This window comes from Arthrobacter sp. TJ-236 (assembly GCF_058269235.1).
Genome location: NZ_JBZCNI010000006.1, coordinates 1 through 23,595, shown reverse-complemented (window position 1 = coordinate 23,595; position 23,595 = coordinate 1). Strand labels below are relative to the sequence as shown.

Genomic DNA, 23,595 nt, shown 5'->3' with positions numbered 1-23,595 from the left:
GCTCGGGGTCGGTTCAGGGAGTGGCGCGGGCAGAGTGCAGGGGATCCACCTGCGGCCGCCAGGAGCGTGCATACAGACCCAGGGCGGCTTCCTCGCGGGCCACGAAGCCCAGGCGGTTCAGCGCCATGTGCGCCTGGTACACGGTGAGGTGCTGCGCACTGCGGCTGACGCGCACCTTGTCCGCGCGGTACAGGTAGGTGTCCACCGCGCGTGACCACCGGCGTCGCCAGTTGTGCACCGCGGATTCCGCCGCCGTGGCGGCCATGAGGGCGTGGAAGCCCGTGGACTTCGAGGAGACCTGCGCCGTCATCGCCTCACGCACTCCCGCCGCGCGCGGTCCGACGTCGGCCGTGCAGGTGCGGAGGTGACTGTCCCAGTAGAAGTCCCAGGACAGACGACGGCGGTCGGGCCAGCCGGCGGAGCGCGGGCCGCGCATCATGGCGTTCGCGGCGTCGAAGAGGACGAGGGCGCCCAGCGCGGACCGGCTCTGCATGCGGGGGAAGCGCTGGTTCGCCCAGACGGCGAGTTCGGAGCTGAGCTCGAAGACCTCCTCGGCGAGATGCAGGCCCTCCACCCCGCCGTACTTCACGAGGTTGGCCTCCATCTGCGGGTCGGCCATCTCGGGACCACCGGAGTAGTAGGTGTTGCTGGCCGGGGCGGTGAACTGCTGCCGGACCGTGAGCAGGGGCAGCGTGCGTGCACTGCGGGTCTGCAGCACGCGCTGGAAGGCGCGCAGCCTCTCGAGCACGCGGGGGTGCGCGTGGATGCTGACCTTGATCTGGCTGACCACTCCCGTGGATGCGTCCTCGCACCGCGTGAAGTACCAGCGCTTGGCGCCGAGCGCCTGGGCCTGCGCCACCAGCGGGGTGACCTGCTCCTCGATGATGCCGTCCGCTACATCGAAGCCACCCGTCGAGAGGGAGAGATGCCACCACTGAGTGCTGACGACCGTCCGTGAGGCGGTTCGAATGGCTGTCAGCTGGCTCATGGCTCTCTCCTTCAGGGTTTGTGATCACCCCCGCTGGGGCGGGCTCTGGGCGGAACCTCCGGGCTCTAGTCCGGAGACCCCTTTTACTTGGGCCAGTCCCAGCTGCTCGCTGTGGGCTGACCCTTCGGCCAATCCCAGCTCCCTGCGCTGATGGACTGGCCTGCCGGCGCAACGGCCCCCATGAGAATCAACAGGCCTGCAGTTGCGCCCAATACCTTCTTCATGGCGGTCCTTCCTCACCCTTGTCCGGGTCGGTTCAGCTGGTCCGCGCTGCGGGGTGCAGCGCCCGTGGTACCGTCGGCGTCCAGTCGGACAGCCGAGGTGGACCGGCCTCCCAAGGATGTCCGGCGGCGGAAGTCGGTGTCCAGCGGTAGGGCTGGCCGGTTGTGGACATGACGTGAAGAGGACGCAGCGGTCGGCCTGCCCGCCGCACCGAGCTCACGGGATCACCTCGGATCCGCGTCATTCCGGGCTCGCGACGTCTCATTGCGCACTCTTCTTGCGACCGTTGGCGTAGTGTCATTAACTGGACATGTCATCTTTTTCGAGGGCAGATGCCGCTGGCCTCAGCGACAGGGACGGGGACCGCTCATGCTCGACGCGACGTCGCTCGAGGTCTACCGCTACGCCGTCGCGCATCCCGGCTGGACCCGCTCCGAGGCCTCCGACGCGCTCGGGCTGACCCTGCGCCGCATCGACGAGTCCATCGAGGCGCTCTCCGCCCAGCGTCTCCTCAGCCCGCGCGCGGGCTCCGGTGACGGGCTCGTCGCCGTCTCCCCCGACGTCGCCCTCGCAGACCTCGTGGACGCGGATGAACGCAGTGTGCAGGACCTCAAGGCGCGGATCAGCGCGCGACGACGGGAGCTCTCCACACTCCTGCCCACGTTCCTCGAGGCACGGAAGGACGTCCTGTCCACCACCTCGGTGGAGACGCTGGAGGATCCGCACCTCATCCACCGTGTCCTGATCGACTACGGGCGGGACGTCACGGAGAAGGTGTACATCTCGCAGCCGGGTCAGGGCTCCACGGCGGACGTCCACGAGGAGAGCGTGCGGAAGGACCTGGACCTGCTCGAGCACGGTGTGCGGCGGCGCACGCTCTACGACACCAGCACGAGGGACCACGTGCCCACACGGAAGGCCGTCGAGGCGATCGCGGCCGGCGGCGGTGAGTTCGGGGTGCTGCCGTTCATCCCCCTGCGCATGCTGATCTTCGACGACAAGCTCGCCGTGGTGGGCCGTCAGCTCTCGCGTGACGACAAGGCGGCGCTCGTGGTGCGGGACCACAACCTCATCAGCATCTTCACGGGCTTGTTCGACCTCGCGTGGGAGCTGAGTGAACCGTTCCTCGCTCCCGCCGAGGTCGCCTCGCCGCTCACGAGCATGCAGCGCTCCATCCTGCACGGCCTCGCCAGCGGCCTGTCCGACGAGTCGATCGCGCGTCGCCTCGACATCAACGTGAGAACCTGCCGGCGGCACATCGCCTGGATGCTCGAGACACTGCGCGCCGAGAGCAGGTTCCAGGCGGCCCTGAAGGCGCGGGACGCCGGCTGGATCTGACCGTGATCCGACCACGCCATCAGGGCAACAGGTGTTGCCTGCTGGTTAACCTGCCACCTAGACTGCGGGCGTGACCTCAGTCAGCGACAACTCCCCCGACATCCTTCCCGCCGAGACCGAGGCCGCCCTCGAACGGGCGGTCGTCGCCGCCGAGCGGCACCAGGCACTGTTCTCCTCGCGCGCCGCCAACATCAAGCAGTCAGCCGTCCGGGACGTCTTCGACATCTCCATCCGGCCCGGCCTCGTCTCCCTGGCCGGCGGCAGCCCCTACCTGAAGTCCCTCCCGCTGGAGGAGCTCGGCCGGAGCGCCCAGCGCATCATCGCCGAACGGGGCCTCGAGGCCCTGCAGTACGGCGGCGGGCAGGGGATGGAGGAGCTGCGCCGCCTCGTCTGCGACGTCATGGCGGCGGAGGGGATCACCGGAGCCCACCCGGACGACGTCGTGATCACCACGGGCTCGCAGTCGGCGCAGGACGTCGCCGCGAAAGTCTTCTGCAACCCCGGCGACGTGATCCTCTGCGAGGACCCCACCTACGTGGGCGCACTCAACACCTTCGAGGCCTACGAGGTGGAGGTGGTGACGGTCCCGATGGACGAGAACGGGCTGATCCCGGACGAGCTCGAGCGCGTCATCGCCGAGCTCGAGGCCCAGGGGCGCGCCATCAAGCTGCTCTACACGATCCCGAGCTTCAACAACCCGAGCGGCATCACGATGTCCGCCGATCGCCGCCAGCGCGTCGTCGACATCTGCCGGGACCACACCATCCTGGTCCTCGAGGACAACCCCTACGGCATGCTCCGGTTCGACGGCGAGCCCCTCACGCCGTTGCGTGCGGACAACCCCGAGGACGTCATCTACCTCGGCTCCTTCTCGAAGATCTTCGCGCCCGGCGTCCGGCTGGGCTGGGCGCTGGTACCGAGGCACCTGCACCGCCGGTTCTACCTCGCCTGCGAAGCGGTGGTGCTTTGCCCGTCACCGCTGACGCAGATGCTCGTCATCGACTACCTCACCGAGTACGACTGGCGCGGCCACCTTCACTCGATGCGGAGCCTCTACCGCGAACGCTGCGACGCCATGCTCGGGGCGCTCGCCGAGGAGTTCCCGGAGGGCGTGCACTGGACCACTCCCGACGGCGGCTTCTTCATCTGGGTCACGCTCCCCGACGGCATCGACACCTACCCGCTGCTGTACTCCGCGATCGACGCCGGCGTGGTCTTCATCCCCGGGGCGGCCTTCACGCCCTCGGACGAGCCGTCCAACAAGCTGCGACTCGCCTTCAGTGCGGTGTCCCCGGAGGACATCGTGGAGGGCGTCCGACGCCTCGCGCCGATCCTGCGCACGGCCATTCAGGAGAACCGGGCCTAGGCCCGAGACTTTCCCGGCTCTTGCCGCCACGTCCCTTCGTCAACTAATGTTGACGGAATGGAGGTGGGACGCATGAAGACACTCGTCGGATCGATGGACGGCAAGGGACCCGCTGAAGCCCTGCAGATCGTGGCGGAGCTCCACCGGGAGGTCGGGCGCACGGAGGCGGGTCTCGTGCGCAGCGCCCGTCAGGCCGGGCTCTCCTGGGAAGCGATCGCGCAGAGTCTCGGCGTGACGAAGCAGGCGGTGCACCGCAAGTACGGCAAGCAGTAGCGGCAACGCCGGCGCCGGGATGCGCCGGGAGGCACTGAGCGTCAGCGCGGGGGCCTCTTCTGCTGCCACAGGGTCACGCCGATCGAGATCAGCGCGGCCGCGATGAGCAGGATGGACAGCCGCGCGATGGTGCCGAGGTCAGGGAAGAGGGCCTGCAGCACGAGCGACGCCGCCAGGCCGATCGCCACCACCAGCGCGAACCGGCTGACGGAGTAGCGGGGACGGCGGGCAGGATCGCGCCCCTGCGGGTTCTGACTCATGCTGCCAACCCTAATCGAGGCGTATCGAGGCTCATCGACCCTAGTCCAGCAGCAGCGCCGGTTCCTCGAGGATGGACGCGACGTCCGCCATGAAGCGCGCGCTGAGATCGCCGTCCACCACGCGGTGGTCGAAGGATCCACCCAGCGTCGTGATCCAGCGCGGGATCACCTCGCCGTCGAGCACCCAGGGCTTCTGCTTGATGGTCCCGAAGGCCACGATGGCCACCTCGCCCGGATTGATGATCGGCGTCCCCGTGTCGATGCCGAGGGCGCCGATGTTGGTGATGGTCAGGGTGCCGCCCTGCATCTGCGCGGGCTGTGTCTTCCCGGCGCGCGCCGTCGTCGCCAACTCGTTGAGCGCGAGAGCCAGCTCCTTCAGCGAGAGGTCCTGGGCGTCCTTGATGTTCGGCACCATGAGACCCCTCGGGGTGGCCGCGGCGATCCCCAGGTTCATGAAGTGCTTGACCAGGATCTCGTCGTCGTTCCACGTGGCGTTGACCGACGGGTTGCGCGCGGCGGCCCAGATGACCGCCTTCGCGAGGATCAGCAGCGGCGAGACCTTGATGCCCTCGAAGTCGCGGCTCGTCTTCAGCCGCTTGACGAACTCCATGGTGCGCGAGGCATCGACGTCCACGAAGATGCTGACGTGCGGCGCCGTGAACGCGCTCTGCACCATGGCCTTCGCCGTGGCCTTCCGGACGCCCTTCACCGGGATCCGCTCCACCCGGTCACCGCCCATCAGCTTCCGCCCCGACCAGAAGGACTCGGCGCCGTCCTGCTCGGCCTCGCGCTGCGCCTGGTAGCTGATCAGGTCCTGCTTCGTCACTTCACCCGCGCTGCCCGTGGCCGGGACGTCCGCGAGGTTGATGCCGAGGTCCCGGGCGGCCTTGCGGACGGGGGGCTTCGCGAGGACGCGGTTGATGAGCTGGTTCAGCGGATGCACGCGGGCGGGCGTGGGGGCGTCCGGTGCGGCGGATCCGCTCGCGGAGGCTCCGCTTGCGGAGGCGACGGCGTGGACCGCGCGCGACGGCGGGCTCGTGACGGCGTCAGGCTGCTGCTGCGGCCCTCCGACGGGTGTGGGCTCCTGGTGGTCCTGAGGCTTGCGCGGACGGCGCTTGACGGCGTCCGCCTTCGGGCCCGTGCCGACGAGGGGCCCGGGTGCCGACTCGCCCGGCGCGTGATCGGTGGTACCCGCCGCGGCCCCGCCGGCGCGCGCTGTCGACGTGGACGGTTCCGAGGCCTGCTGGGTGTTGTCGCCGTCCGCCGCCGTCGCCGGACCGGCCACCTCGCCCGGCATCTGAGGATTGGGCACGGCACCGTTCGCCTCGCCGACCACAGCAGAACTGCCGTCGCCGCCGTCGTCGCCGGCTCCGTCGGCGGCCCCATTCGTGCCCCTGGCGGTTGTGCCCACGCCTGCTCCGCCGTCGTCGTCACGGGGCTGACCTGCCGCGGCACCCTCGTCGACCGAGATGATGGGCGTCCCGACTTCGATGGTCTCGCCCTCGTCCACCAGCAGCGCCGACACGGTCCCGGCGTACGGCGAGGACAGCTCGACGAGGGACTTCGCCGTCTCGATCTCGCAGATGATGTCGTTGACCGCCACGCTCGCGCCCGCGGCGACGCGCCACTGGACGATCTCCGCCTCGGTGAGGCCCTCGCCGACGTCGGGCAGGTTGAAGGTCTTCAGCGTCATGGTCGGCCCTTCAGTACGCGAGGGCACGGTCGAGTGCCTCGAGGATGCGATCGATGTCCGGCAGGTACTGCTCCTCGACACGCGCCACGGGGTAGGGCATGTGGAAGCCGCCCACGCGGATCACGGGTGCCTCGAGGGAGAGGAACGCGCGCTCGGTGATGCGCGCGGCGATCTCCCCGCCCATGCCGCCGAACGTCGGGGCCTCGTGCGCGACGACGAGGCGTCCGGTGCGCAGGACGGACTCGGTCACGGTGTCGAAGTCGATCGGGGAGATGGACCGCAGGTCGATGACCTCGATACTCCTGCCGTCCTCCTCCGCCGCGGCGGCGGCCGCGAGCGCCACCGGCACCAGCGGGCCGTAGGCGACGACGGTCGCGTCGGTCCCGGTACGGAGCACGTGCGCCGAGAACGGATCACCGGAGGGCGCGGTCGTGTCCACCTCGCCCTTCAGCCAGTACCTCCGCTTCGGTTCGAAGACGATGACCGGGTCCTCGCACGTCACGGCCTGCTGGATCATCCAGTAGGCGTCCTGCGGGTTCGACGGCGTGATGATGCGGAGCCCGGCCGTGTGGGCGAAGAGCGCCTCCGGTGATTCGGAGTGGTGCTCCACGCTGCCGATGCCGCCGCCGTAGGGGATCCGGATGACCACCGGCGCGCTGAGCATGCCGTCGCTGCGGGTGCGGAGCTTGGCGAGCTGCGTGGTGATCTGGTTGAACCCGGGGAACACGAATCCGTCGAACTGGATCTCGCAGACGGGCCGGTAGCCGCGCAGGGCGAGGCCGATCGCGGTGCCGATGATCCCCGACTCGGCGAGCGGCGAATCGACGACGCGCAGGGCCCCGAAGTCGCGCTTGAGGCCGTCGGTGACGCGGTAGACGCCGCCGAGCTCGCCGATGTCCTCACCGATGAGGAGCGTCTTCGGATCGTTCTCCAGTGCAGCGCGAAGCCCCTCGTTAGTCGCCTTCGCGATGGTCATCGTGGCCATCAGTCCTGCCGTCCTTCCTCGGCGAAACCGGCCTCGTACCTCTGGAAGAAGCGCAGCTCCTCCTGCACGAGGGGGTGCGGCTCCGCGTACACGGCGGCAAACCGGCTCTCGAGATCGGGCGCCTTCATGGCGAGCACCGATTCCCGGAGCGAGGTCGCCATGGCGCGCGCTTCCGCACCGAGCGCCTCGAAGAAAGCATCGTCGGCCAGCCCGGCGGCCCGCAGGTGGGCTTCGAGGCGCAGCAGCGGATCACGCGGCTGCCACTCCTGCTCGTCACGCGTGAGCCGGTACTTCGTGGGGTCGTCGGCGGTGGTGTGGGCGCTCATGCGGTAGGTGTAGGCCTCGATGAGCACCGGTCCCCTCCCCGAGCGTGCGTGTTCGAGGGCCCAGCGGGTGACCGCCTCGACCGCGACGACGTCGTTCCCGTCCACGCGGATACCGGGGAAGCCGTAGCCCTCGGCCCGCTTCGCGAGTGGCACCCGGGTCTGCACCGTCGCCGGCACGGAGATGGCCCACTGGTTGTTCTGGCAGAAGAACACCACGGGCGCGTCGAAGGAGGCGGCGAAGACCATGGCCTCGTGCACGTCACCCTCCGAGCTCGCCCCGTCGCCGAAGTAGGCGATGGACGCGCCGGGCGGCAGGGACGGATCGGCGAGCTGGTCGCGCTGCATACCCATGGCGTAGCCGACCGCGTGCAGGGACTGCGCCGCGAGCACCAGGGTGTAGAGGTGGAAGTTCTTCTCGCGGGGGTCCCAGCCGCCGTTGGTCACTCCCCTGAAGAGCCTCAGGATCTCGGCGAACTCCACGCCGCGCGTGAGAGCGACGCCGTGCTCGCGGTACGTGGGAAAGGCGTAGTCCTGCGGAGCCAGCGCCCGGCCGGACCCGATCTGGGCTGCCTCCTGACCCGTGAGCGGCACCCAGAGCGCCAGTTGTCCCTGCCGCTGCAGCGCCGTGGATTCCTGGTCGAACCGCCGGACGAGGAACATGTCGCGGTACAGCGACCTCAGATGGTCGGCGTCCTCCGGGGCGAGGTACGGCGTGAGGTCCACGCGCTCGCCCATGATGCTGGTCTCGAGCGTCGTCGCCAGGGAGCCGTCGGGAGTCAGGACCTGCAGCATGTCGCCGTCCGGCCCGTCCGGTCCGCCCGGCCTCTCCAGCCCACCAGCGACGTGCTCGGCGTGATCGGCGTGCTGATCGGCGTCGGCTCGATGAGCCGCCAGCGTGAGTTCCTCGACCTCGAACTCCGCGGCAGGCAGACGGCTGCTGTTCATCGCTGCTCCTCACCCTCCCTTGATATGCCGAGGAGGGAATGTATGTCGTGAGTCATACACCGGAGTACATATGTTCCGGCGGCGTACTGATCAAGACTAGTCAGCGGGCGCGTTCGGGCCTATTTAAGACGGGCTGGTCACGCAGAGGGACCATGTGCGTAGCCTCTGCAGAGCTCGAGGAACCGCGCATTCGCCTCCGGCTCGCCGATCGACACCCGTGCTCCCTCGGACCCGAAGGCCCGCACCGACAGTCCCTGTGCTGCTGCCCGCTCCGCGAAGTCCTGGGTGTGCTCGCCCAGCGCGAGCCACACGAAGTTCCCCTCAGCCTCCGGCACCGCCCAGCCCAGCTCCCGCAGACCCAGGACGACGCGCACGCGCTCGTCCACGATGGACTGCACGCGCTGCTTTACCTTGTCGATGTGGCGCAGGGAGGTGACCGCGGCGTGCTCGGCGATCTGCGACACCGCGAAGGGTACGGCGCTGACGCGAAGATGCTGCGTGAGCGTTTCCTGCGAGACGGAGTACCCCACACGCAGGCCGGCGAGACCGTGAGCCTTCGAGAACGTCCGCAGCACCACCACATTGGGGTAGGAGCGGTACAGGTCGATCCCGTTCACGGCGTCCGGGCGCCGCACGAACTCCTGATAGGCCTCGTCGATGACCACGACGACGTCCGCGGGGACCTTCGCCAGGAACCCCACCACCTGGTCCCGCGTGAGTGCGGGGCCGGTGGGGTTGTTCGGCGTGCACAGCATGACGATGCGCGTCCGGTCCGTGATGGCCGCAGCCATGGCGTCCAGGTCATGGGTGCCGTCAGGGCGGACCGCCACCTGCACCCCCGCTGCTCCCGCGAGTCCGATGCTGATCGGGTACGCCTCGAAGGAGCGCCAGGCGTAGACGACCTCGTCGGGTGCGTCGAAGTCGTTCTGCCCGGCGAAGGTGGCGAGGATCTGGTTGAGGGCCCCGAGACTGCCGGCCCCGGTGACGATGTCCGTGGGCGGGACCCCGAGGTACCCGGCCAGCTCCGTGCGGAGCGCTGTGGTCAGGGGATCGGGATACCGGTTGATCGACGTCTCGGCGGCGATCGCCTCCAATACGGCGGGCAGCGGCGGGAGGGGGTTCTCGTTGGAGGACAGCTTGAAGCTCTGCAGGCCCTCGACCACGACGGGCGGCTTCCCGGCGGCATAGCGCGGGAGCCTCCCGACGACTCCGCGGGGCCTGACCGTGCGGACGCCGTCGGACTGCGCAGCCTCGACGGCTGCGTCGACCGGCGCGTCGCCCGTCGCTGTGCCGGCCGCTTCGCCCGCCGGGGCGTCGTGGGATGAGGGTGCCGGGAGGTCGTCGATCGAAGTCATGGCCATAGCCTAGACCGCACGCCTTCGGCCCTGCGGGCGTGCGGGCGCGGGCGCCGCGCCCTGCAGCGGGCGCACCGCCGTGAACGAGTGCCGACGGGCGGTCCCGGATGCCCCGGCCGCCGCGAGCAGCGCCGCGGCAGGCGCGAGCGACGGTGCGTCACTCGCATCGACCAGCCGGGCGCCCTCCGCGTAGTTCTCCAGCTTGTGCGCCGGGCCCAGCCCCCAGGGTTCCGGCGTGCCGTCCCCTGCGACGCCAAGGGGTGGCACCTCGTGGTCGAAGGAGACCGTTGTCCGGTTCCGGCCGTCCCCGTTCGCCGAGGCGTCCAGGACCGGTACGCCGTCGCGCCCGTGCTCGAGATGGAGGTACTCCCCGCGCACGGGTGCCTCCCACCCCGTGGGCGAGCCGACGGTGAGGACGAGGTGTACGTCGTAGAGGGAGCCCAAACGCTCCGGGCTCGCGAGGTTCACCGCGTGGAGACCGCCCTGACTGTAGCCGGCGATGATGACACCGTCCCCCTGCCTCGCTCCGGCTTCGACCAGCGCCGCCCGGACCGCCTCCTCGGTGTACCGGCTGTCCTCGGTGAGTGCCTCGGCGATCCCTCCGACGTCGAACGGGTTGCTGCCGGTGCGGCCGTCCACGGTTCCCGTCTGCGTTCCCGGCAGGACGACCACGTGGACGGGCCGCTCCGCGGTGCCCGCCGTCAGGATCTCGAAGGACCCGGGCGGTCCGGCCTCGACCGCCGCAAGACGGTCCAGGACGCCCGACACCGACCCGTCGAAGGTCACCGCCTCGCTCCCCTCGCCCGGCTCCACCACGACGGGCCCGACGACCACCGCGCCGCCGGCCGTCGCCACCCGTGCAGCCCGCCGAGCCACCTCGGCGCCCGCCATGCGCACCGCCTCGGTCGCCGCCAGCGCGACGGCGTCCGCGGCCCGGTAGGTGCGGAGGTTCCAGACCAGCCGATCCTTCGTCCCCTCGAGCTCCTCCTCGTTGCTCCGTACCGAGGCCGACGCGGCGTCCACCTGACTCAGTGCCTCCTGGTGCAGGAACAACCCTCCTCCCGACGTGTCGAGATGCAGGACGCGCCAGGGGAGTTCGCGGACGTCCCGGGCGGTGATACCGAGCGCGAGAGCCACCTCCCCCGCGTCTGCTGCAAGTCCCTCGAGGACCCTCGATGCCTCCTCGAGCTCCTCCCACTGGAACCGGATGCCGCCCACGCCGCCGCGCACGTTCAGCCCGCCGTCGTCGCCCGGCAACGGCAGGAGCCGCTCCGTCACGGCGCAACACCCCGCTGCAGCAGCTCGGTTTCGGCCACGAGCCGTCCGTACTCCTCGAGCCGGGCGGCGGCCGTCTCGAGGAGATCGATCGAGCCCATGATGTTCCGGCAGCGTTCCGAGAGATAGGACCTGAAGGCATCACCCGCGGGCGACTCCCACGTGAGCCGGCTGACCCCCGCAGCCTGCCGCTGGAGTTCCCGGAGCTGCTGCGCCTGCCGCCGGAGCGCCACGCCGAGCGCATCGATCCGCTCACCCGCCTCCGTCGTCGCCGCGAACGGCCCGCGTCCAGCTCCCATGAGTGCTCGTCCCGAGCCTTCCATGACATCCCCTCTTCCCTCCCCGATATGCCGACGCTACGAGCCGGACGCGGACGTGCCCGCCCGGCGACCCCGTATGTGGACAGGCGATCAGGCCCCGACGGACTGGCCGTGGAAGGATGGACGCATGGCTGACTCCGCGCGCTCCCGGGTCCATTTCGCTGCACTCCCCCGAGGGGAGGCGACGTCCCTGACCCTCGGACCCCTGGACGGCCGTTATCGGGAGGCCGTGGCCCCCCTGATCGACTTCCTCTCGGAGGCCGCGCTCAACCGTGACCGCGTGCACGTGGAGGTGGAGTGGCTCCTCCACCTCACGCAGAACGCCGTGCTGCCCGGGACGCAGCCGCTCGCCGAGGACCAGGAGACGGGCCTGCGCGCCATGGTGACGTCCTTCGACGCGGCGTCGGTCGCTGAACTCGCCGACCTCGAAGCCGTCACCGTGCACGACGTCAAAGCGGTCGAGTACTTCATCGGGCGGCGCCTGGACGGTCTCGGCATTGCCCACCTCAAGCCGCTCGTGCACTTCGGCTGCACGTCGGAGGACATCAACAACCTCGCGTACGCCCTGGGGATCAAGGGGGCCATCACGGAGGTCTGGCTGCCCGCCGCCCGTGCGCTGGTGGCGTCGATCGGTGAGCTCGCCCGGACCTCCCGCGCCACACCCATGCTCTCCCGCACCCACGGCCAGCCGGCGACGCCGACGACGCTCGGCAAGGAGATGGCGGTCGTCGCGCACCGCCTGACCCGCCAGCTCGAGCGCATCGCCGCCACCGAATTCCTCGGCAAGATCAACGGCGCCACGGGCACCTACGCCGCCCACTACGCGTCGGCACCACAGGCCGACTGGCAGTCCGTCTCACGGTCCTTCGTGGAAGGCCTCGGCCTTCGTTGGAACCCGCTCACCACGCAGATCGAGTCCCACGACTGGCAGGCCGAGCTCTACGCGGACGTCGCGCGGTTCAACCGCATCCTCCACAACTTCTGCACGGACGTGTGGAGCTACATCTCGATCGGCTACTTCGCGCAGATCCCCGTCGCGGGCGCCACGGGCTCCTCCACCATGCCGCACAAGGTGAACCCCATCCGCTTCGAGAACGCCGAGGCGAACCTCGAGATCTCCTCCGGCCTGCTCGACGTCCTCGGGTCCACCCTCGTCACCTCGCGCTGGCAACGGGACCTCACGGACTCGTCGAGCCAGCGGAACATCGGCGTGGCCCTCGGCCACTCGCTGCTCGCTATCTCGAACGTGGCGAAGGGGCTCGGGCGGCTCGACGTCGCCGAGGACGTCCTGGCCGCCGATCTCGACGGCAACTGGGAGGTGCTCGCCGAGGCCGTCCAGATGGTCATGCGCGCCGAGGCGATCGCCAGCGTCCCCGGGCTCGACGATCCCTACGAGCGCTTGAAGGACCTGACCCGCGGGCACCGGGTGGACGGCGAGCGGATGCGCGAGTTCGTCGGGAGCCTCGGGCTGAGCCCGGAGGCCGAGCAGCGCCTGCTCGCGCTCACTCCGGCGCGCTACACCGGCATTGCGGCGGACCTGGTGGACCATCTCGACTGAGCCCCCGCCCCGCCGCGTACGTCATCCGCCCCACCGGAAAGAGCCCATGTCGGGAACGCCCGCTCCACCCCTGATCGCGCCGAACGCCACCCTCCTGCACGTCATGAGCTTCAACATCCGCTACGACCGCCCCTCGGCGCGGCCGGGTGACATCGACTACTGGGCGGACCGGATCGCGCCGCTGCAGGACATCCTCGCGCGCGAGGTGCCGGCCGTGCTCGGCGTACAGGAGGCGCTCCTGCACCAGCTGGACGTCGTCGCCGCAGCGCTGCCCCCCACGTACCGGATGGTCGGAGTGGGCCGGGAGGGCGGCAGTCGCGGTGAGTACTCGGCCATCTTCTACGACTCCCTGAGGCTCAGGCTCATCGAGTGGAGCCAGTTCTGGCTCTCGGACACGCCGAACCTGATCGGGTCGAGCAGCTGGGGCAACGGCGTGACGCGCATCGTCACGTGGGGGCGCTTCCACGACACCGCGACGGGCTGCGAGATGTTGCTCGTCAATACGCATTTCGACCACGAGTCGGACGAGGCGCGTGTCCGGAGCGCCGGAGCCGTGCTCGACCTGGTGCGATTCTTCCGCCCGGAGTTACCGGCAGTGGTGATGGGGGACTTCAATTCCGACGCCGGGCCGTCCTCCGCGTACCGGAGCTTCGTGGACTCCGGTGTACTGCGTGACGCCTGGGTGGCCGCCGACGAGCGGCTCACGCCCGATTTCGGCACCTTCCCTCGCTACCGGACGGCGGAGGTGGGTGGACGTCGGATCGACTGGATCCTCACGACCGACGACGTCCTGGTCCGCCAGGCGGCTGTCAACGTCTCCACGCTCGACGGGCGGTGGGCCAGTGACCACGCGCCCGTCCAGGCGCTCGTCGACCTGACGGCGTCCTCCCGACCCTAGGGCACGGGCCCTGTGGGCTCGGGCCAGACGAGGCCTCCGCCGCCGAGCGTCACGAGCTGCTGGTTCTTCGCGTCCCAGCGGCGTACCGTGCCGCCGCCGAGGCGGTCGACGGGCCGGTTCTTCAGGATGACGCAGGCGGCCGCGAGCTGCTCCGCGGTCAGGCCGTGCGCGATGGTGATGTGGGGCGTCCAGGAGCCCCGCACCGTCGTGGGGACGGGCTCGGCCACGCCGTCGAGGGCGAACCAGACCCGGCGGTGGAGGGCGGTGAGTGCGACGTCGGCGACCACGTGGCGCGCGAGCACGAACTTCCGGCGCGTGGGGAAGACCAGCAATCCGGCGGTGACCAGCGTGAGCGCGGGCCCTGCCGCGGCGGCAGCGAGGTCGGCGTCGTAGCGGGCATCGATGCGAGTGGCCGCCGCGAGCGTGATGTGGGGTGCGTTGCTGAAGGACTGGTGCCGCCCCTGGTTCGGAAGGTCCTCCGCCTCGAGCGCAGACCAGTCGTCGAGCAGGAGACGGTGGGACTCCGGATCCAGCAGGAGCTCGACGCTATCGGCCACGCGTCGTCGCTCCTGCCGGGTCCGTAGTGCCAGATCCGCTCACCTCAGGCCAGTGGCCGGCGGAAATCCCCGATGCCACCCGTGCCATCGACTTCCGTGGCACCGGTACGGGGGTTGCGCTGGGGACGCTGGTAGGCGAGTTCGCCACCGTTGCGCCCGCCGAAGGGACGCCCGTGGTCCGCGTACTCCTCACGGAAGAACGCGAGCGCCCAGTCACCGAGCTTGATCCGCGCGCCCGTCCTCAGGACCGTCTCGCGGTTACCGCTGACGCTGCCCGTGATGGGGCCGTGCGGCACCAGCACGTACTCGTCGTCCTCGGTGTGGATCACCTCGGCGTGCACGTCCTCGAGCCCGGGAAGCAGGAGATCGGCACCGTCACCGCTGCCGATGACCACGCGGTCACCCACGAGCTCGAACTCCCGCGGCACCTGCCCGTTCCAGACCTGCGAGTTCTCCACGAAGATCAGGCGCGGGCGCCCGCTCCCGTGGGAGTAGTGCGTCGTGGTGATGCGGCGGTTGATGCGGCGATTGACCGTCGGCACGAGCGGGAACGGAGTACCCGGTGGGATCAGGGACGGCGAGTCGCCCTTCTCCAACGCCCGGCGACCGATCCCGACGAGCGGCGCGAGCGTCCCCGGCGACCCGAGGCGGATGTGCGGCGACCGTGTGAGGAGCCGCTGCGCCATGTTGGTCTGCACGGCGCCGATGGCCACCAACAGGCCCTTCGGTCCGCTGACCGACACGGCGAGCCCGCGGGAGGCCAACTGCTTGGCCACGGTGCGCACCTGACCGATGCCGGGCAGGTTGTTGCCGCGGAACGCGGCGGGGTCATCCACGAAGACCTCGACCGTGGTGCCCGCAGCCTTCACGGTGCCGGTGAGGCCGGTCGCCGCCTTGCCGTCGACGGCCGGCTCCTCGAGTGAGAAGCCGATGTCGATGTCGAACCGTACTGATGACGTCATGTTCTCGCTACGACTCAGTTGGCGTGGGGGTCGGAGCCGCCGGAGGCGTTGTCACTCGTGGTGATACGCAGGGTCCCGTCGAACTTCCACGTGGCACGCGGGGCGTCGGGCCCGATGTCGCGGGGCACCTCGACGGTCATCTGCTCGAGCGTGTAGTTGATGGCTGCGCCGCGTCCGGTCAGGTAGGACCACATCTCCTCCGCGAGATCGGTCCAGTCGCGGATGGTGTGCGTCTCGCCTGTGCTTGAGGTGTTTTCAGTCATGTCGATTCCTTTGCCGGTGATCGATGACAGACGTCCTCTAACTCCGTCTGACCTGGATGATGCCACCCTAGCCGAGCCCCGTGCCTTCCGGAACCCGGCCTCCCGGGGCGTCCGTTCAGCGGCGTGGCGCGGGCGTCCGGGTCACCATTTCCCGTGCACGACGGCGCGGAAGTGGCGGTCGTAGATACCCACGACGTCGTCGTTCATCCCTGCACCGAGCGCCACGTGCGCGACCGCTCCGGCGTTCGCCCGCGCCTGCTCGGGGTTGCGGGCTCCGGGGATGACGGTGCTGACGCCGTCCTGCGCGATGATCCACGCGAGGGCGGCCTGCGCCGTCGTGACCCCCTCGGGCACGAGGTCCGCGAACTCGCGGGCGGCCTGCAGGCCGGTCTCGTAGTCGACGCCGGAGAAGGTCTCCCCGACGTCGAAGGCGGCCCCGTGGCGGTTGTAGTTGCGGTGGTCGTTCTCGGGGAAGGAGGTCTCGCTGGTGTACGTGCCCGAGAGCAGCCCCGAGGCGAGGGGGACGCGCGCGATGATGCCGACGCCGGCGGCCTTCGCGGCGGGCAGCACCTCGTCGAGGGGCTTGAGGCGGAAGGCGTTGAGGATGATCTGCACGCTGGCCGTGTTCCCGCGGGCGATGGCCGCGAGGGCCTCGTCGGTGCGCTCCACGCTGACGCCGTAGTTCCTGATCACGCCGTCGGCCACGAGGGTGTCCAGGGCGTCGTACACCTCGTCGGAGCTGTAGACCGCGGTGGGCGGGCAGTGCAGCTGCACGAGGTCGAGGGTGTCGACGCCGAGATTGGTCCGCGAGCGGTCGGTCCATTGCCGGAAGTTCGCGAGAGTGTAGTTCTCGGGCGTCTGGTCCACCCGCCGGCCCATCTTGGTACCCACCAGAACCTCGATGTCCGGGTTGTCCTTCAGGAAGCCGCCGATGGTCGATTCGCTGCGCCCGTCGCCGTACACGTCCGCGGTGTCGAAGAAGGTCACGCCCGCCTCCACGGCGGCGTCCAGGACGGCGACGGCGTCCTTGTCCTCCACCTCACCCCAGTCGGCCCCGAGCTGCCAGGTGCCGAGCCCGACGACGGAGACGGGACGGCGGGTTCTTCCAAGGGTTCTCTGTTCCATGCTTTCGACTATAGGCCGGGGAGCGTGGCCTCCGCCGGTTCCTTCCCGGCAGCCATCGCCCGCTCCTCGCGGGAGCCGGCCTCCGGCGTCGTGCCGTCCTCGAGGGGTGCCCGGGCCCCGGAGGGCGACCGGACACCGGAGCGCGCGTCCGCCTGCTGCCGCCCCACGGCCGTGGAGCCCTTCCCGGGGATCCAGCGCGCCGCCTCGTGCTGCAGCTCCGTGCGGCGCTCGCCGTCCATGCGGTCGAGCAGCCTCACCACCATGTTCGACCTCGGGTTCCGCGCGAAGATGTCGCGGTGGTCACCGATGAACTCCCAGTACAGGGCGTCCCAGCTGAAGGACCACGGGCCGTCCTTGAAGTCGCTCATCTTGCGCACGTAGTTGCTGCCGCTCACGTAGGGCTTGGTGGTGATCATGGACCCGGCGGCGTACTGGCTCATGGCGTAGACGTTGGGGACCATCACCCAGTCGTAGGCGTCGATGAACATCTCCATGAACCACTCGTAGACGGCGTCGGGCTTGGCGCGCATGAGGAGCGCGGCGTTCCCGAGGATCATGAGCCGCTCGATGTGGTGGGCGTAGGCCGTGTCGAGGATCCGGGCGATCACCGTGTCCACGGGCTTCAGCCCCGTCTTCCCCGTCCACCAGCGCTCGTCGAGATCGGCCGTGAGCTTCAGGGTGTTGCCGATGCGCATCTCACGGCCCCGGAGCACGTAGGACGCCCGGATGTACTCACGCCAGCCGATGACCTGCCGGATGAAGCCCTCCACGCTCGCGATGGCCGTCCCGTGGCGCTCCGCGAAATCGAGCGCAAGATCCACCACCTCCCCCGGGCTCAGCAGTCCCGTGTTCATGCTCGAGCTCAGTGCCGAGTGGAACAGGTACGTCTGCCCCTCGGCGATGGCGTCCTCGTAGGGACCGAAGAGCTCGAAGCGCTCGGTGAGGAAGGCCTCGAGGGCGTCGTACGCCTGGCGGTGCGTGACGGGCCAGTTGAAGGATTCCGCATGGCCGGGGTTGTCAGGGAACGCCTCCTGCACCCAGGCGATGGCGTCCTCCACCTCCTGCGGCCGCTCGAACGTCGGCAGGTCCGGGAGCTCGATCTTCTTCGGCAGCTTCTTGCGGTTGTCGGCGTCGAAGCTCCACCGCCCGCCCGTGGGCGAGCCGTCGGGTTCCACCATGATGCCGAGGCGCTTGCGCTGCCACTCGTAGAAGGTCTGCATGCGCCAGGTGTGGGAGGAGAAGTAGGTGCCGAAGACGTCACGGGACGTGAGGAACTGGGGGGTCTCCAGCACGCGTGCCTCGACGCCGGCGGCGGCCAGCGTGCGCGTCAGGCGGCGGTCCAGCCAGTCGTCCACGACGTCGTAGTAGGTCACGGTGGTGGCTCCGCGGTCGGTGAGGACGGCGGCGAGCCGGTCCTGGCTCGGAGCGTCGGCCGACGTCTCGATGTAGTCCAGCTCGTAGCCCGCGGCACGCACTCGCTCGGCGAAAATCATCATCCCCGCGCGGTGCAGCACCAGTTTCTGCTGGTGGAAGCGGAGGCTCCGGAACAGGAGATCGTCCTCGAGGAACACGAAGCGGGTCTCGGGGGACGCCTCGAGGTGCTCCTCGAACAACTGGTGCGGCAGGACGAGTTGGACGTGCACGCTGCGGGCCTTCCGGTGGTGGACGAGCGACATCCGCAACCCTAGCGCCCGCCGCCGACAGCACTCCTTGACTGTCAGCATGCTGAGTGATTGCGTGAGGAGTACCGACAGGCACCGAAGGGACCCCCATGCGATCGCTCTGGCTCGACACCGCTCCTTCCATCCCGACGGACACGCTGCAGCCGGGCTCCTACGACTCGGTAGTGGTGGGGGCCGGGCTGACGGGACTCACCACGGCCCTCCTGCTGGCCCGGGCCGGGCACCGCGTTGCCGTGCTCGAGGCCCGCACCACGGGCGCCGTGACCACGGGCAACACCACCGCGAAGGTCTCCCTCCTCCAGGGCACCAGCATCTCCACCGTGCGGAAGCACCACGACGACGAGCTCGCGCGCGCCTATGTCACCGGTAACCGTGAGGGTCAGAGCTGGCTGCTGCGGTTCTGCGACGAGCAGGGCATTGCCTACCAGCGCCGCGACGCGGTGGACTACGCCACCACGGACACCGGCGCCCGCGCGCTGGTCGCCGAGCACGAGGCCTGCACGGCGGCCGGGCTCGAGACCGAGCTCGGCGCGGCGGCATCGCTCCCCTTCCCCGTGCGGAAGACTCTGCGCCTGAGGGACCAGGCACAGTTCCATCCCCTCGAGGTGCTCGCGGGGATGGCCGCCGAGCTCCACCGGCACGGCGGCTCGCTGGTCGAAGGCGTGCGCGTGAAGGGGGTGTCGAGGACCGGGGACGACGGCGTCGAACTCGCCACGAGCGCAGGGACCGTGACGGCGAAGAACGTGGTGCTCGCCACGGGCATCCCGATCCTCGATCGCGGCGGCTACTTCGCCGTGCTCCAGCCCATGCGCTCGTACTGCGTGGCCCTCACGGTGGTCGACGACGTCCCCGAGGAGATGTACCTCAGCGCCGACTCGCCCACGCGCTCGCTCCGCACCGCGACAGTCAATGGCACGAAGTACCTGATCGTGGGCGGCAACGGCCACAAGACGGGACGCAGCTCCACCACCCAGGCGCGCGTGGACGACCTCACGCGCTGGGCGCAGGAGTATTTCCCCACCGCGAAGCCCGCCTACGCCTGGTCCGCGCAGGACTACACGCCGTCGAGCGGCGTGCCGTACGTGGGCAAGGTCCCGGCGGGCGGCGGACACATCTATGCCGCCACCGGGTACAACAAGTGGGGCATGACCAACGCCGTCGCCGCCTCCCTCGCGCTGTCCGCGGAGATCCTCGGGGGCAACATGCCGTGGGCACGGACGCTGTACCGCACGAAGGTCAGCGCGACCGACGCCCTCGAGACCGTACAGAAGAACGCCGTCGTGGGCCTGGAACTGGTGTCCGGCTGGCTCGGGGGCCTCGCGAAGGCCGGCACCTCCGCTCCTGCGGAGGGCGAGGGACGGGTGGTCCGCGAGGGCGCCCGGCCCATCGGGATCTGCACGGTCGACGGCGTGCAGCACCGCGTCTCCGCCGTGTGCCCGCACCTGAAGGGGATCCTGAGCTGGAACGACGCCGAGCGGTCCTGGGACTGCCCGCTGCACGGGTCGCGTTTCACGGCGGACGGCACGCTGCTCGAGGGTCCGTCGACGTCGGACCTCTCGGACACGCGCCGCTGATCCGGGCGGGACCGGGCGATCAGGCCTGGCGATCAGGCCCGGCGGGTTCGGCCGGTCAGCCCTACGAGGAGTCGGCCGAGCGGTGGCACCCGGCGGCTGACGAGGATGACGAGCGCTCCGAACGCCGCGAAAGTCAGGGCGATCCCCACCACGTAGAGGAGCACCGAGCCGTACCCCGAGGCCGGGTCCAGGAACGGGTACGGCACCCACCCGTCCGTGGCCCCGCGAACCAGGACGACGACGGCCCACAGGAGCGGGTACACGAGGATCAGGCGGATGACGCGGTAGGACAGCGGCCGGCGGTCCCTGGTGCACACCCAGTCCAGGACCGCGTAGACCGGGAACGCCACGTGCAGCACCCAGTTGGCCCACGCGAGCTCCACACCGCCTGCCAGCCCGGCGAGCAACAGGTTGTAGACCACGCCCACGACGACCATGTAGGTGGTGACCGCGGCACGGGCCGGTGCGAACCAGTGCGGATCACGGACTCCGCGCAGCTGGAGGACGGCCGTCAGCAGCAGGGCCGCCGCCCCCATGATGTTGCTCTGCATCGTGAAGAAACCGAAGAAGTTGAAGGGGTTGATGGTGGCCCTGGATGCGGTGTCGAGATACGTGGAGACGACCGCGAGGGCCACCAGCGCCGCGACGCCGATCCGGACGATCGCGCGGACGGGGACCGTTCCGGCCGCGGGAGCGGCCGTCCTCTCCGCGCCGGCGCTCATGGCCGAGCGTCCCTCGTCGACATCTCACGAAGGATGTCGCGCATCTCGGTGAGCAGCACGATGTCCACGGGGGTCGGGGTCTCGGCGGGCTCCTCGGGAGCCGCGAGGGTGCGTAGCCGCGCGTTGGCGCGGTTCATCGGGACCACGAACACGAAGTAGACCACGGCTGCGGTGATGAGGAACGTCACCACGGCCGTGAGCACGGCGCCGATGTCGACGAACGTGGCGTCATTGCCGCGGCGGATCGCGAAGCCGAACCCCTCGGCGTCGATGCCCCCGGCCGAGGCGATCACCGGGTTGATGATGTTGGCCGTGAACGCGCTGACCAGCGCGGTGAAGGCACTGCCGATCACGACGGCGATGGCCAGTTCGATCACGTTGCCTCGCAGGATGAAGTCCCTGAAACCCTTGATCATGTGATGCGTCCCCCCCTGATGCGAGATGCCTGCGAGAAGTACCTGTGAGGCATGAGTGCTGTCCGTGCAGGACCAACTGTAGTGAGCTTCCCCCTCCTCGGGCAGGCACGCGGACCGAAGGACCGGGGAAGGTTCATTGTGCGGATGGGGCGAGCACAACGAGTGTGAGAACACGAGCGGAGTGCTCAGTCTTGGCGTCCCGTTCACTGCGTGTGCTTCCGTTCTCCTCCCTGTCCATTCTCGACCGTGCCCGATTACACCTTGGTCAGTCCGCCGCGGGTGCGCTGCGGAGCGTCGTACAACGAGCACAGCGGGCCGAGACGTCGGGTTACCAGCGGTTCTGGTGGCGGAACACCACGGGGGACCGGGGATTGCTGGTTCTTTTCCCGCCGTCCTCGCTGCGGCCGTCATCGCGGCAACCTCGACGATCCGCGTGGGTACGGGGGGCATCATGCTGCCCAATCATCAGCCGCTGGTGGTCGCCGAACAGGCTGCCACCCTGGCACTGCTCTTTGATGGTCGGTTCGATCTGGGTGTGGGCCGCTCACTCGGGTTCACACCGGCAGTGCCGTCTGCACTTCGAGCAGAGACGAAGGAGGCCGGCCGCTTCGGGAACGACGTCGAGGAACTTCTCGAGTTCCTCGACGGGTCGGCGTCGATCACCGCGCAACCGCCGGTGGCTGGGCGTCTACCTGTGTTCGTCCTCGCCACGGGGCACGGCATGGAGATCGCGGCCCGTGCCGGGCTCGCCGTCGTGGTGGGGGGGACCTGCGTTGTCGGATGAGGGGAATGCGGCACTCGAGCGGTACCGAAACGATTTCAACCGTCTTCGTGGTGGTCCCACCCGTACGTGTCGGCGACCCTCACCATTGCCGTCAGTGACACGACGTCCGCAACCCGCGACTTACTGTTGCCGGAGGCCCACGCACTGGCCACTTCGCGTACCAAGGGCTACTTCCCACCGCTTGATCCCGCCCTGGATGACAGTTCGACTACCCGCGAACGAACGCTCGTCGAAAAATCCCCTACCAGCGCCGTCCACGGGACGCCGCAGGACGTGGTGCAGCAGCTTGTCGCGCTGCAAACACGGACCGGAGCCGACGAACTACTGGTCAGTGGCGGAATGGCTGATCCGGGAGGTCAAACAAGGTCCGACGAACTGCTCGCCGAGCTCACCGCGGCCTGACAGGCCTCTGGTGAAGGGCTCAGCAGGTAGGCTGGCGGGGGCTAGTCCACATCACTTGGGTTTGGTGCCTCGACCAGTTCCGGAGGCGAACTCTCCACGCGTTCCGGCGAAGGAATCTCAGCCGATCCGGGTGTACACGTATGAGAGCTTGCCGGGTGCGGAGTAACGGGCACTGCCAGTTGCCGACGACCTCACGGCCGCCTTTGCTCAGATCAGCTCGAACGGCAGCGAATAGGGCGCGCGTCAACATTAGTCGACATAAGATGGATTATCGACGATTCGTCGAAGGTAAGACCAGGCGCCGGGTGACACCCGTTGGCCTTCTCTGAGGGCCGCCCATGAAGAAGGGCGGGTGATCTCAGATCACCCGCCCTTCTCACTTATCTACCGTTCGAGAGATCCGTTCTGGTCTCTGATCTGGTTACCCGAGCAAGCTGCCTGACACAGCTCCGACAGCGCAAGTAGCCGCAACATCACCCAAGCTTGTATCTTCGCCGTCGATGTAGTTACTTGAGCCTTCTCCGACAGTTCCACCGAGGCATCCACCGATGGCAGCACCGGATACCACAAGCCCTGCTCCACCGCCGAGAACGCCAGCACTCGCGACAAGGAGCCAAGTTACGGCAAAACCTGCGACGTCTCCGAAGAATTCACCTGTCGAGTAGAGCCCAGGAGGACCTTCGCCCTCGTGCGCAACAGTCGCGGGTCCTCCCTACCTTGCAACCGACCAGACTCCCACCTCGTCACTCGGCAGGGCCACCCGAACCGATCCACCACGAGCGATACGGCGCACCCACGGGCTCATCGCGGCCTCGCAGTGAGATCCTCGTGTCCCCACTCCCACATCGCGACCAGGATCGGCTCCAGACGGAACCCCCGTTCGGTCAGCCGATACTCGACCCGGGGAGGAATCTCCGAGAAAGCCTCCCGAATCACGACGTCCTGCGCCTCGAGGTGCCGGAGCCGATCGGTGAGCGTCTTGGGACTGATACCCGGCAACGCCGCACGCAGCTCGCCGAAACGCTTCGTCCCCGAGAGAAGCTCGCGAACGATCAACGTCGCCCAACGGCCCTCAACAACCTGCACCGTGCGATCGACCGGACACTCGTCGGTGTCATGCGGCAGCGTTGTCCAAACGTTACTCATGTCGACTCCATTAGTATCTTGCGGGAAACTACTTCCCATAGTGCATCGTGGGTCTACCAATCCGCAACCAGGAGACCACCATGACAACGCAACTCACCGCCCGCGACATCGCAAGCAATGCCTACTTCGAGACCTTCGACGCAGGGGACGTCGACGCAGT

The 23,595-nt window shown here is 69.1% G+C and carries 24 protein-coding genes; 8 read left to right on the top strand and 16 right to left on the bottom strand.

Annotation, left to right across the window (positions count from 1 at the left end; all coding sequences use genetic code 11):
• Positions 1–13 precede the first annotated feature (13 nt).
• On the bottom strand, positions 14–988 hold the full coding sequence (locus tag AC4D16_RS15940) for a lantibiotic dehydratase C-terminal domain-containing protein (protein ID WP_490951112.1): 975 nt from the start codon (positions 986–988) through the stop codon (positions 14–16).
• Between the two features lie 591 nt (positions 989–1,579).
• Here AC4D16_RS15940 and AC4D16_RS15935 point away from each other — a divergent pair.
• The 3 genes from AC4D16_RS15935 to AC4D16_RS15925 all read left to right on the top strand — a co-directional run bounded on the left by AC4D16_RS15935 (position 1,580) and on the right by AC4D16_RS15925 (position 4,187).
• Positions 1,580–2,548: a helix-turn-helix transcriptional regulator gene (locus AC4D16_RS15935; RefSeq protein ID WP_490955686.1), complete on the top strand. Its 969-nt coding sequence runs from the start codon at positions 1,580–1,582 to the stop codon at positions 2,546–2,548.
• A 70-nt stretch (positions 2,549–2,618) separates the two neighbouring features.
• On the top strand, positions 2,619–3,914 hold the full coding sequence (locus AC4D16_RS15930; protein WP_490951114.1) for an aminotransferase-like domain-containing protein: 1,296 nt from the start codon (positions 2,619–2,621) through the stop codon (positions 3,912–3,914).
• A 57-nt stretch (positions 3,915–3,971) separates the two neighbouring features.
• Complete coding sequence (locus tag AC4D16_RS15925; RefSeq protein WP_490951115.1) at positions 3,972–4,187, top strand: AsnC family protein; 216 nt, start codon at positions 3,972–3,974, stop codon at positions 4,185–4,187.
• 41 nt (positions 4,188–4,228) lie between these two features.
• Here the strand turns inward: AC4D16_RS15925 and AC4D16_RS15920 are convergent, their stop codons facing one another.
• The 7 genes from AC4D16_RS15920 to AC4D16_RS15890 form a co-directional block, all read right to left on the bottom strand.
• Positions 4,229–4,447, bottom strand: a complete 219-nt coding sequence (locus AC4D16_RS15920) for a hypothetical protein (protein WP_490951116.1) — start codon at positions 4,445–4,447, stop codon at positions 4,229–4,231.
• Positions 4,448–4,487: 40 nt separating this feature from the next.
• A complete protein-coding gene (locus tag AC4D16_RS15915; protein WP_490955685.1) occupies positions 4,488–6,140 on the bottom strand; it encodes a dihydrolipoamide acetyltransferase family protein in 1,653 nt (550 codons plus the stop codon).
• A gap of 10 nt (positions 6,141–6,150) precedes the next feature.
• Positions 6,151–7,125: an alpha-ketoacid dehydrogenase subunit beta gene (locus tag AC4D16_RS15910; RefSeq protein ID WP_490955684.1), complete on the bottom strand. Its 975-nt coding sequence runs from the start codon at positions 7,123–7,125 to the stop codon at positions 6,151–6,153.
• On the bottom strand, positions 7,125–8,396 hold the full coding sequence (gene pdhA, locus AC4D16_RS15905) for a pyruvate dehydrogenase (acetyl-transferring) E1 component subunit alpha (RefSeq protein WP_490955683.1): 1,272 nt from the start codon (positions 8,394–8,396) through the stop codon (positions 7,125–7,127). The genes AC4D16_RS15910 and pdhA overlap by 1 nt, the downstream gene beginning before the upstream one ends.
• A 137-nt stretch (positions 8,397–8,533) precedes the next feature.
• Entirely contained in the window at positions 8,534–9,751 is a 1,218-nt protein-coding gene (locus AC4D16_RS15900) for a histidinol-phosphate transaminase (protein ID WP_490955682.1), read from the bottom strand.
• Between the two features lie 9 nt (positions 9,752–9,760).
• Entirely contained in the window at positions 9,761–11,029 is a 1,269-nt protein-coding gene (locus tag AC4D16_RS15895; RefSeq protein ID WP_490955681.1) for a hypothetical protein, read from the bottom strand.
• Positions 11,026–11,325 carry a hypothetical protein gene (locus AC4D16_RS15890; protein ID WP_490955680.1) on the bottom strand — a complete coding sequence of 100 codons (300 nt, stop codon included), beginning with the start codon at positions 11,323–11,325 and terminating at the stop codon, positions 11,026–11,028. The genes AC4D16_RS15895 and AC4D16_RS15890 overlap by 4 nt, the downstream gene beginning before the upstream one ends.
• Positions 11,326–11,473: 148 nt before the next feature.
• Here AC4D16_RS15890 and purB point away from each other — a divergent pair, with 148 nt between their 5' ends.
• Positions 11,474–12,904 carry an adenylosuccinate lyase gene (gene purB, locus AC4D16_RS15885; protein WP_490955679.1) on the top strand — a complete coding sequence of 477 codons (1,431 nt, stop codon included), beginning with the start codon at positions 11,474–11,476 and terminating at the stop codon, positions 12,902–12,904.
• A 46-nt stretch (positions 12,905–12,950) separates the two neighbouring features.
• A complete protein-coding gene (locus AC4D16_RS15880; RefSeq protein ID WP_490955678.1) occupies positions 12,951–13,802 on the top strand; it encodes an endonuclease/exonuclease/phosphatase family protein in 852 nt (283 codons plus the stop codon).
• On the opposite strand, the gene AC4D16_RS15875 is transcribed toward AC4D16_RS15880, so the two are convergent.
• From AC4D16_RS15875 to AC4D16_RS15855, 5 genes are all read right to left on the bottom strand, one after another.
• On the bottom strand, positions 13,799–14,359 hold the full coding sequence (locus AC4D16_RS15875) for a 2'-5' RNA ligase family protein (RefSeq protein WP_490951125.1): 561 nt from the start codon (positions 14,357–14,359) through the stop codon (positions 13,799–13,801). The genes AC4D16_RS15880 and AC4D16_RS15875 overlap by 4 nt on opposite strands.
• Before the next feature lie 44 nt (positions 14,360–14,403).
• Positions 14,404–15,321 (bottom strand): FHA domain-containing protein, encoded by a 918-nt coding sequence (locus AC4D16_RS15870; RefSeq protein ID WP_490951126.1) that lies wholly within the window; start codon positions 15,319–15,321, stop codon positions 14,404–14,406.
• Between the two features lie 14 nt (positions 15,322–15,335).
• Positions 15,336–15,584 (bottom strand): hypothetical protein, encoded by a 249-nt coding sequence (locus AC4D16_RS15865; protein ID WP_490951127.1) that lies wholly within the window; start codon positions 15,582–15,584, stop codon positions 15,336–15,338.
• 141 nt (positions 15,585–15,725) lie between these two features.
• Entirely contained in the window at positions 15,726–16,709 is a 984-nt protein-coding gene (locus AC4D16_RS15860) for an aldo/keto reductase (protein ID WP_490955677.1), read from the bottom strand.
• A gap of 8 nt (positions 16,710–16,717) precedes the next feature.
• On the bottom strand, positions 16,718–18,385 hold the full coding sequence (locus AC4D16_RS15855) for a cryptochrome/photolyase family protein (protein ID WP_490951129.1): 1,668 nt from the start codon (positions 18,383–18,385) through the stop codon (positions 16,718–16,720).
• Between the two features lie 95 nt (positions 18,386–18,480).
• Between AC4D16_RS15855 and AC4D16_RS15850 the strand changes: the two genes are divergently transcribed.
• Positions 18,481–19,965 carry an FAD-dependent oxidoreductase gene (locus tag AC4D16_RS15850; protein WP_490955676.1) on the top strand — a complete coding sequence of 495 codons (1,485 nt, stop codon included), beginning with the start codon at positions 18,481–18,483 and terminating at the stop codon, positions 19,963–19,965.
• Positions 19,966–19,997: 32 nt separating this feature from the next.
• Here AC4D16_RS15850 and AC4D16_RS15845 read toward each other — a convergent pair whose 3' ends face one another.
• Together AC4D16_RS15845 and mscL are read right to left on the bottom strand one after the other, a co-directional pair.
• Positions 19,998–20,687, bottom strand: coding sequence for a Pr6Pr family membrane protein (locus AC4D16_RS15845; RefSeq protein WP_490955675.1), 690 nt, complete (start codon positions 20,685–20,687; stop codon positions 19,998–20,000).
• Positions 20,684–21,103, bottom strand: a complete 420-nt coding sequence (mscL, locus tag AC4D16_RS15840) for a large conductance mechanosensitive channel protein MscL (protein ID WP_490955674.1) — start codon at positions 21,101–21,103, stop codon at positions 20,684–20,686. Before mscL ends, AC4D16_RS15845 begins: the two co-directional genes overlap by 4 nt.
• Positions 21,104–21,446: 343 nt before the next feature.
• Between mscL and AC4D16_RS15835 the strand changes: the two genes are divergently transcribed.
• Positions 21,447–21,887 (top strand): LLM class flavin-dependent oxidoreductase, encoded by a 441-nt coding sequence (locus AC4D16_RS15835; RefSeq protein ID WP_490955673.1) that lies wholly within the window; start codon positions 21,447–21,449, stop codon positions 21,885–21,887.
• A gap of 66 nt (positions 21,888–21,953) precedes the next feature.
• Positions 21,954–22,289: a hypothetical protein gene (locus AC4D16_RS15830; protein ID WP_490955672.1), complete on the top strand. Its 336-nt coding sequence runs from the start codon at positions 21,954–21,956 to the stop codon at positions 22,287–22,289.
• Positions 22,290–23,090: 801 nt separating this feature from the next.
• Here AC4D16_RS15830 and AC4D16_RS15825 read toward each other — a convergent pair.
• Entirely contained in the window at positions 23,091–23,435 is a 345-nt protein-coding gene (locus tag AC4D16_RS15825) for a winged helix-turn-helix transcriptional regulator (RefSeq protein WP_490955671.1), read from the bottom strand.
• Positions 23,436–23,595: the final 160 nt, after the last annotated feature.